9 protein-coding genes are annotated in these 7,798 nt (G+C 63.0%); 4 read left to right on the plus strand and 5 right to left on the minus strand.

Features of this window, described 5'->3' with window-relative positions:
• Position 1 precedes the first annotated feature (1 nt).
• Complete coding sequence (gene hisF / locus ACGYK9_RS16135; RefSeq protein ID WP_394413043.1) at positions 2 to 763, plus strand: imidazole glycerol phosphate synthase subunit HisF; 762 nt, start codon at positions 2 to 4, stop codon at positions 761 to 763.
• On the plus strand, positions 760 to 1,068 hold the full coding sequence (locus ACGYK9_RS16140) for a phosphoribosyl-ATP diphosphatase (protein ID WP_394413046.1): 309 nt from the start codon (positions 760 to 762) through the stop codon (positions 1,066 to 1,068). The genes hisF and ACGYK9_RS16140 overlap by 4 nt, the downstream gene beginning before the upstream one ends.
• Here ACGYK9_RS16140 and ACGYK9_RS16145 read toward each other — a convergent pair whose 3' ends face one another.
• Positions 1,069 to 1,482, minus strand: coding sequence for a CoA-binding protein (locus ACGYK9_RS16145; protein WP_394413049.1), 414 nt, complete (start codon positions 1,480 to 1,482; stop codon positions 1,069 to 1,071).
• Positions 1,483 to 1,655: 173 nt separating this feature from the next.
• Here ACGYK9_RS16145 and ACGYK9_RS16150 point away from each other — a divergent pair, with 173 nt between their 5' ends.
• Entirely contained in the window at positions 1,656 to 2,930 is a 1,275-nt protein-coding gene (locus ACGYK9_RS16150; protein ID WP_394413052.1) for an acyl-CoA dehydrogenase family protein, read from the plus strand.
• A gap of 1 nt (position 2,931) precedes the next feature.
• Complete coding sequence (locus ACGYK9_RS16155) at positions 2,932 to 3,708, plus strand: SDR family oxidoreductase (RefSeq protein ID WP_394413078.1); 777 nt, start codon at positions 2,932 to 2,934, stop codon at positions 3,706 to 3,708.
• 6 nt (positions 3,709 to 3,714) lie between these two features.
• On the opposite strand, the gene ACGYK9_RS16160 is transcribed toward ACGYK9_RS16155, so the two are convergent.
• The 4 genes from ACGYK9_RS16160 to ACGYK9_RS16175 form a co-directional block, all read right to left on the minus strand.
• On the minus strand, positions 3,715 to 4,590 hold the full coding sequence (locus ACGYK9_RS16160) for an acyl-CoA thioesterase (RefSeq protein ID WP_394413055.1): 876 nt from the start codon (positions 4,588 to 4,590) through the stop codon (positions 3,715 to 3,717).
• A gap of 85 nt (positions 4,591 to 4,675) precedes the next feature.
• Complete coding sequence (locus ACGYK9_RS16165; protein WP_394413058.1) at positions 4,676 to 5,710, minus strand: phosphotransferase family protein; 1,035 nt, start codon at positions 5,708 to 5,710, stop codon at positions 4,676 to 4,678.
• Positions 5,707 to 6,699 (minus strand): NAD(P)H-dependent flavin oxidoreductase, encoded by a 993-nt coding sequence (locus tag ACGYK9_RS16170; RefSeq protein ID WP_394413060.1) that lies wholly within the window; start codon positions 6,697 to 6,699, stop codon positions 5,707 to 5,709. Before ACGYK9_RS16170 ends, ACGYK9_RS16165 begins: the two co-directional genes overlap by 4 nt.
• A 33-nt stretch (positions 6,700 to 6,732) precedes the next feature.
• On the minus strand, positions 6,733 to 7,551 hold the full coding sequence (locus ACGYK9_RS16175; RefSeq protein WP_394413062.1) for an SDR family oxidoreductase: 819 nt from the start codon (positions 7,549 to 7,551) through the stop codon (positions 6,733 to 6,735).
• Positions 7,552 to 7,798 lie beyond the last annotated feature (247 nt).

Genomic DNA, 7,798 nt, shown 5'->3' on the forward strand with positions numbered 1-7,798 from the left:
CATGCTAAAGACCCGCATCATCCCCTGTCTCGACGTGGCCGATGGCCGCGTGGTGAAGGGTGTGAACTTCGTCGGCCTGCGTGATGCGGGCGACCCGGTGGATGCCGCGATTGCCTATGATGCGGCGGGGGCAGACGAGCTTTGCTTTCTCGACATCCACGCCACCCATGAAAACCGTGGCACGATGTTCGATCTGGTCACCCGCACCGCCGAGCATTGCTATATCCCGTTGACCGTGGGCGGCGGCGTGCGGACCGTGGCGGACGTGCGGGCCTTGCTGTTGGCGGGCGCTGACAAGGTCAGCTTTAACTCCGCCGCTGTGGCGAACCCGGATGTGATCGCCGAAGCGGCGGATCACTTTGGTAGCCAGTGCATCGTCTGCGCGATTGACGCCAAGACCGTAAGCCCCGGCAAATGGGAGATTTTCACCCATGGCGGGCGCAAGCCCACGGGCATCGATGCCGTGGAATTTGCCCGTACCGTGGCCGCCAAGGGCGCCGGGGAAATCCTGCTGACCTCGATGGACCGCGATGGCACCAAACAGGGGTTCAACCTGCCCCTGACCCGCGCCATTTCCGATGCCGTATCGGTGCCGGTGATCGCCTCCGGTGGGGTCGGTAATTTGGATCATCTCGTGGACGGGGTGATCGAAGGGGGTGCCTCGGCGGTGCTGGCAGCCTCGATCTTTCACTTTGGCGAATATACCGTGCAGGAGGCCAAACAGCATATGGCCTCCGCTGGCATTCCAATGAGGCTTTCATGACGCTTGATGACCTATACGCCACCATCCTGAGCCGCAAAAGCGCTGATCCGTCAAGCAGTTGGACCGCGCAACTGCTGGCCAAGGGGCCAGAGAAATGCGCCGAGAAATTTGGCGAAGAGGCCATCGAGGCGATTATCGAGGCGGTGAAGGATGACCGCAAAGCACTGACCTCGGAAGCTGCGGATGTGCTCTACCACCTGCTCGTTATGCTGGCGGCGCGGGATGTGCCGCTGAGCAATGTGCTGGATGAGTTGGCCCGGCGGCAATCGACCTCCGGCATTGCCGAAAAGGCCGCGCGGAAATAATCAGCCCATAAGGCGCGGGATTTCCACCTTGGGGCAGCGGTCTTGGATCACATCCACGCCGCGTGCTTCGGCCTTGGCCGCCGCTTCAGCATTGGTGATGCCCATTTGCATCCAGATGGTCTCAAGCTCGGGGAAAGCCTCCAGCGCTTCGTCCACGACGGGGGGCACATCCTCGGACCGGCGGAAAATATCGACCATTTGCACCGGCGGGTCGATTTCGGCCAGAGTGGCGACAATAGTCTTGCCAAAGACCTCCTTGCCCGCGTGCATCGGGTTTACCGGCACCACGTCATACCCTTTTTGCGCAAGGTATTCAGCCACATAGTGGCTGGGCCGCGCAGGGTTGGGGGAAACACCGACCACCGCGATGCGGCGGGTGCGGGTGAGTACGTCTTTGATCAATGCATCTGTCATAGGCTGAACTTAAGCGCCTGCGCGCGGGTTTCAACGGCTTAATGACGCGGCGTAAAGCCTGCCGCCCCCTGCCCGCGATTGGCAAGGCCGCGGCGATTGCATAGGCTCGCCCCAAAGGGCCGCCTGTGGAGGAACCGGGCAGCACCGCGAACCATCATCACCGGGAGCATAGGATGATCGATCAGACCTTGGATATGAACAATCTCGAAATGTCGGAGAAGGCCAAGCCGCTGCTGGCAGCGGTCATCAAGCACATCCGCGAGAATGTCGATCCGATCACTGAGGAGTTCTTTCGCCTTGGCGACGGCCGCGCCGACCGCTGGTCTTATGCGCCCGGTCAGTTGGAATTGCTCGACGGGGCCAAGCAAAAAGCGCGGGAGGCGGGATTGTGGAACTTCTTCCTGCCCAATGCCGAAACCGGTGAAGGGCTGGCGAACCTCGATTACGCCTATATCGCCGCCGAATTGGGCAAAAGCCCGCTGGCGCCGGAAAGCCTGAACTGCTCTGCCCCGGATACTGGCAATATGGAGGTGTTGGAGCGCGTCGGCACGCCCGAGCAGAAAGAGCGCTGGCTGAAGCCGCTGCTGGCGGGTGAAATCCGCTCGGCCTTTGCCATGACGGAGCCTGATGTCGCCTCTTCGGATGCGCGCAACATCTCGACGAGCGCGGTGCTGGATGGCGACGATTGGGTGATCAACGGCGAGAAATTCTATATCTCGGGCGCGGGCGATCCGCGTTGCAAGATCATGATTGTCATGGTGAAAACCTCGCCCGAGGCCGAGACTTTCCGCCAGCAGAGCCAAATTCTCGTGCCCATGGACACGCCGGGGGTGGAGATCCTCGGGCCGATGCATGTCTTCGGCCATGACGACGCGCCGCATGGGCATATGCATATCCGTTTCACCGATGTGCGGGTGCCGCGTGAAAACGTGCTTTGGGGCGAAGGGCGCGGGTTCGAGATCAGTCAGGTGCGCTTGGGGCCGGGGCGGATTCACCACTGCATGCGCTCGATCGGGGCGGCGGAGAAGGCGCTGGACCTGATGATCGAACGCGGGCTGGGGCGCGAGGCTTTTGGCAAGAAGATCATCGACCTCGGCAAGAACCTGGAAACGATCAGCCGCGCGCGGATCGACATCGAAGCCATGCGCCTGATGGTGCTGAAAGCGGCCAAGGCGATGGATGTCTTGGGCAATAAAGAGGCGCGCATCTGGGTCAGCATGATCAAGGCGCTGGTGCCGGAAAAGGCCTGCGAGATCATCGACGCCTCCATGCAGGTGCATGGGGCCACGGGGATGAGCCAGTGGAGCCCGCTCTCGGGCATGTACACATGGCAGCGCGCGCTGCGCTTTGCCGATGGGCCGGATGAGGTGCACCATCAGGTGATCGCCCGGGCCGAGGTGAAGGCCTTTCATGCGTCGAACGCGCGCGGCTCTGGCAGCGACAGCTGATATGGAGCTCGCGGGCCGCGTCATCGTCATCACCGGGGCCGCCAGCGGCATCGGACGGGCACTGGCGCTGCGCTTTGCTAGGGAAGCGCCTGCGCATATCGTCTGCGTGGACATCGACAGCGCGGGGGCCGAGGCGACGGCGGCTGAGGTCGGCGGCACGGCCTTCCGCGTCGATGTCGCGCGGGAGGCGGAGATCGCCGCGCTGATCGCCACCGTCGAGCGTGACATCGGACCGATTGATCTTTTCTGCTCTAACGCCGGTATCTCGGTTGAGGGCGGCGTGGAGGTGCCGGATGCCGACTGGCAGCGCATTTGGGAGATCAACGTGATGAGCCATGTCCGCGCAGCGCGGCATCTGGTGCCGCTGATGCGGGCGCGCGGGGGTGGCTATCTGCTCAAAACCGCCTCAGCGGCGGGGCTGCTCAATCAGGTCGGCGCTGCGCCCTATGGGGTGACAAAACACGCCGCCGTCGGCCTCGCCGAATGGCTGGCGATGAGCTATGGCGACGACGGAATCAAGGTCTCTGTGCTCTGCCCGCAGGCAGTCCGGACTGAGATGATGCGCGGGTTGGAGGACCATGTCGCCGCGATTGACGGCATGTTGGAGCCTGAGCCGGTGGCCGAAGCCTGCGTGCAGGCGATCCGCGATGAGGTCTTTCTGGTGCTGCCGCATCCGCAGGTGCGCGACTATATGCGAGGCAAGGCGCAGGATTATGACCGCTGGATCGGCGGAATGCGCAAGCTGAACCGGCGGTTTGGGGCGGCGAAAGACAGCTAGCGGCCCCTAGCTCTCACCCTTGGGCCGGATCGGGCGCAGCAGCCCCTCCTGCGCCACGCTCGCCACCAACTGCCCGTTTTGATTGTAGATCATCCCACGATTGAACCCCCGCGCGCCGCCGGTGAACGGCGCGTCGAGCGCATAGAGGTGCCATTCGTCAAAGCGGATCGGCGCGTGAAACCACATGGCGTGATCAAGGCTGGCCGTCATTACCTTGCCCTGAAACCATGTCAGCCCATGAGGCCGCAGGGAGGAGCCGAGCAGGTTCATGTCCGAGGCATAGGCCAGCAGCGCGTGCTGCATCACCGGGTTCTGCCCTTCGGCGGCCCCCATGCGAAACCACAGATAGTTGCGGTCGCTGACCTTTTCCGGCGTCATGAAATCGCGCGGCTCAACCTCGCGGATCTCGATAGGGCGCTCGCGCAGGAAATCTCCGCGGTATTTCTCGGGCAGTTTTTCGGCAAAAGCCTCGCGCAGTTCGGGCCGGTCCGGCCAGTTTTCCGGGGCCGAGACCTGCGGCATCTCATGCTGCCAATCAAACCCATCCTCTTCGACCTGAAACGAGGCAGAGAGGTTCAGGATCTGCTTGCCATGCTGGATTGCCACCACACGCCGGGTCGTGAAACTGCCTCCATCGCGGGCGCGGTCGACCTGATAGATCACCGGGATTTTCGGGTCGCCGGGCCGGATGAAATAGGCATGAAGCGAATGACACGCCCGGTCTGGCACCGTCCGGTAAGCCGCCATCAGCGCCTGCGCGATGACATGACCGCCGAAAATTCGCATCGAGGTCTCACCGCCGGCACCCGTGCCCCGAAACAGATCGACCTCAAGCTGTTCGATATCCAACAGATCAAGCAATTGCCACGCAGCATTGGTCATGGGTCATCCTTTCGGGCCGGGGTGTTCCGGCCCTAGCAACAGGTTTTCACCGCAAAGCTCAAGCGCCAAACGCCCCGCCGCCCGCTCAGCGGTCGCGATCCAGCGCCTCCAGCCCGTGGCGCGCAAAAACCGGGACGTATTGCCCTAATTTCAACCCGTATTCAGGGTTTGAGGCATTGCCCTCCAAGGCGCGTTTCAACACGCCTTGGATGATCGCCGCCATGCGGAAAAAGCAAAAGGCGAGGTAATAGCCGAAGTTGTCGATGCCCTTCAGCCCGCGCCTGCGGCAATAGGCGGCGATAAATTCGGCATCGGTGGGCAGGCCAAGCGCCTTGCGGTCCACCCCGGCCAAGCCGCGCCCCTCGGCCCCCACGGGCATCTGCCATTGCATGATGACGGCGGCGAGATCGGCAAAGGGATGGCCGATGGTCGACAGTTCCCAATCCAAAACCGCACGGCAGGCGGTGCCATGGGTGTCGAAGATCATATTGTCGATCCGGTAATCGCCATGCACCAACGTGCGCTGCCCGTCGCCCTCGGGCTGCTCGGCGCTGAGGCGCTGCATCAGCCTATCCATATCCGGCTGCGGCTCGGTCTCCGACGCGCGGTATTGTTTCGACCAGCGCGCCACCTGCCGCTCGAAATAGTTACCCGGCGGGCCATAGTCTGACAGCCCCGCCGCGTCGATATCGACCTCATGCAGCGCGGCCAAAACGCCATTCATCTCATCCATGACCGCGCCGCGCTCTGCCGGGGTAAGCTCCGGCAGCGTGGGATCGTTGAAGTTGCGCCCCGGCACATGGTCCATGACATAGAACATCGAGCCGATGACGCTCTCGTCTTCGCAAAGCAAATGCATCCGCGCGACAGGCACCTGACTCCCCGCCAAAGCCTTCTGCACCCGAAACTCCCGATCCACCGCATGGGCCGATTTCAACAGCACCCCCGGGGGTTTGCGGCGCAGCACATAGTCATGCGCCGGGGTCGAAAGCAGGAATGTCGGGTTGGATTGCCCGGCCTGAAACTTCGTGACCTCCAGCGGCCCGGCAAAGCCCGGCAGGTTCGCCTCCAACCAGCGGCAAACGGCGTCTTCGTCTAGGGTTTGGGTATCCGTGCTCACTGTGCGAACTCCGCTGCCAACCTTGCGCCAGCGGCGCGATACTCCTCCTCGATACGGTCCACCAAGTCGGCCGCGCCACCAATCTCTTTGACAGCGCCAATCCCCTGCCCCGCGCCCCAGATTTCCTTCCACGCTTTGGGCTTGGACGAGCCCGAGCCGAAGTTCATCGAAGAAGCATCCGCCGTTGGCAGGTTGTCCGGGTCGAGCCCCGCGGCCTCAATCGATGGGCGCAGGTAGTTGCCCGACACCCCGGTGAAGAGCGACGAGGTCACGATGTCATCCGCCCCGCCCGAGACGATCATATCCTTGTACCCCGGCACGGCGTTCGCCTCTCGCGTGGCGATGAAGGCCGAGCCCATATAGCCCAGATCGGCCCCCATGGCGCGGGCTGCCAACAGCCCCTCGCCCGTGGCCAAGGCGCCGGAAAGCAAAAGCGGCCCGTCGAACCATTCGCGGATTTCGCGGATCAGCGCGAAGGGCGATTGCGGCCCCGCGTGGCCCCCGGCCCCCGCCGCCACGGCAATCAGCCCATCCGCCCCCTTCTCAATCGCCTTGCGCGCGAAACGGTTGTTGATCACGTCATGCAGCGTCACGCCGCCACAGGAATGTGCGGCCTCGTTCACCTCGACCCGCGCGCCAAGCGAGGTGATCCAGATCGGCACCTTATGTTTGACGCAAATCTCAAGATCACGCTCCAAACGCGCGTTCGACCGATGCACGATCTGGTTCACCGCGAAAGGGGCAGCGGGCCGGTCGGGGTTTTCTTGATTGTGCTTGTCCAAGGCTTCGGTGATCTGGGTCAGCCAAGCATCCAACAAGGGCGGCTCACCCTCCGCCTCACGCGCATTCAGCGCTGGGAAAGACCCGACGATCCCCGCCTTGCACTGCGCGATGACCAGCTCAGGCCCCGATAGAATGAACATCGGCGAGGCGACCAGCGGCAGGCGCAGGCCGCGCAGGGCTTGGGGTAGATGGCTGTCGTCACGCATATGGGGTCTCCGTTCGGGGTCTATCGTTCGGCATCACAATGCCTTTTCAAAAATATTCGGTCCCGACATCACATTGATGCCGCCGCTGACCGGGATCACGGCCCCGGTGACATAGGCGCTGCCGCGTCCACAAAGAAACAACATGCAGCCCGCGATATCTTCATCCCGCCCAACTCGGCCAAGCGGGACATCCTGCCCCACCGCGGCCCGCGTCTTCTCATCGCCCGTGGCGAATGCCGTCATACGCGAGACGAAGGGCCCCGGCGCCAGTGCGTTCACGGTGATCCCTTCCCCGGCCAACTCCTTGGCAAGGATTTTGCTCAGGTGAATGACCGCAGCCTTGGACGCGGCATAGCTATAGGCACCGTCGCCCATCTCGCGCTCCCCCATGACCGACCCGACATTGACGATCCGCGCGGGATCATCCGCCGTGGCCCCGGCGCTGAGAAGCGGCAACAGCTTTTGCGTAAGATCGAAAAGCCCGGCGACGTTGACGCCCATGACCTTATCCCAAGCCCGGTAAGGGAACTGCCCCAAGGGCGCACCCCAAGTCACGCCCGCGTTGTTCATCAAGATATGCAGCCGATCGCTACGCGCCTGAACCTCAGCCACGAGCGCATCCACACCAGCCTCAGTCCCCACATCGCCCGCGAACCCTTCGGCGCTGCCCCGCGCGCCAAGCGCATTCAGCTCATCGGCTACCGCCGCGCAGACCTCTCCGTTCCGGCTGGCCAAGAGGACCCGCGCCCCGGCCCGCACCAAAGCCTCCGCCGCCATCCGCCCGATGCCTGTGGCCCCGCCGGTGATCAAAGCGGTCTTTCCCTCCAAGCCAAAGAGCGTCTCAATATCCATGCCCCGCCTCCCAACGTCGACTGTCGCCGCTACTGTGACAGGGCTTCGGGCAGCGTCAAGCGGATGCCCAACACAGGCTCGGATAACCGGGCGTCATAATGTTCTGCGGGATCGGGGCGCCCCCTCAAACGCAAAACCGCCGCAGCATTGAGCTGCGGCGGTTTTGTTAATCTGATCATCGTAGAGAGATACTGTAGTCTAGGAACTTATTAGGTTTGGCGATGACCTACTCTCCCACGTCTTAAGA

Source organism: Sulfitobacter sp. 1A15258 (assembly GCF_043557045.1).
Classification (GTDB): Bacteria; Pseudomonadota; Alphaproteobacteria; order Rhodobacterales; family Rhodobacteraceae; genus Sulfitobacter; species Sulfitobacter faviae.

Excerpts from the sequence above, each read along its gene's own strand:
- ACGYK9_RS16160 (WP_394413055.1), bottom strand. The coding sequence starts at position 4,590 with ATGACCAATGCTGCGTGGCAATTGCTTGATCTGTTGGATATCGAACAG.
- ACGYK9_RS16170 (WP_394413060.1), bottom strand. The coding sequence starts at position 6,699 with ATGCGTGACGACAGCCATCTACCCCAAGCCCTGCGCGGCCTGCGCCTG.
- ACGYK9_RS16175 (WP_394413062.1), bottom strand. The coding sequence starts at position 7,551 with ATGGATATTGAGACGCTCTTTGGCTTGGAGGGAAAGACCGCTTTGATC.
- ACGYK9_RS16150 (WP_394413052.1), top strand. The coding sequence starts at position 1,656 with ATGATCGATCAGACCTTGGATATGAACAATCTCGAAATGTCGGAGAAG.
- hisF (WP_394413043.1), top strand. The coding sequence starts at position 2 with ATGCTAAAGACCCGCATCATCCCCTGTCTCGACGTGGCCGATGGCCGC.
- ACGYK9_RS16155 (WP_394413078.1), top strand. The coding sequence starts at position 2,932 with ATGGAGCTCGCGGGCCGCGTCATCGTCATCACCGGGGCCGCCAGCGGC.
- ACGYK9_RS16145 (WP_394413049.1), bottom strand. The coding sequence starts at position 1,482 with ATGACAGATGCATTGATCAAAGACGTACTCACCCGCACCCGCCGCATC.
- ACGYK9_RS16140 (WP_394413046.1), top strand. The coding sequence starts at position 760 with ATGACGCTTGATGACCTATACGCCACCATCCTGAGCCGCAAAAGCGCT.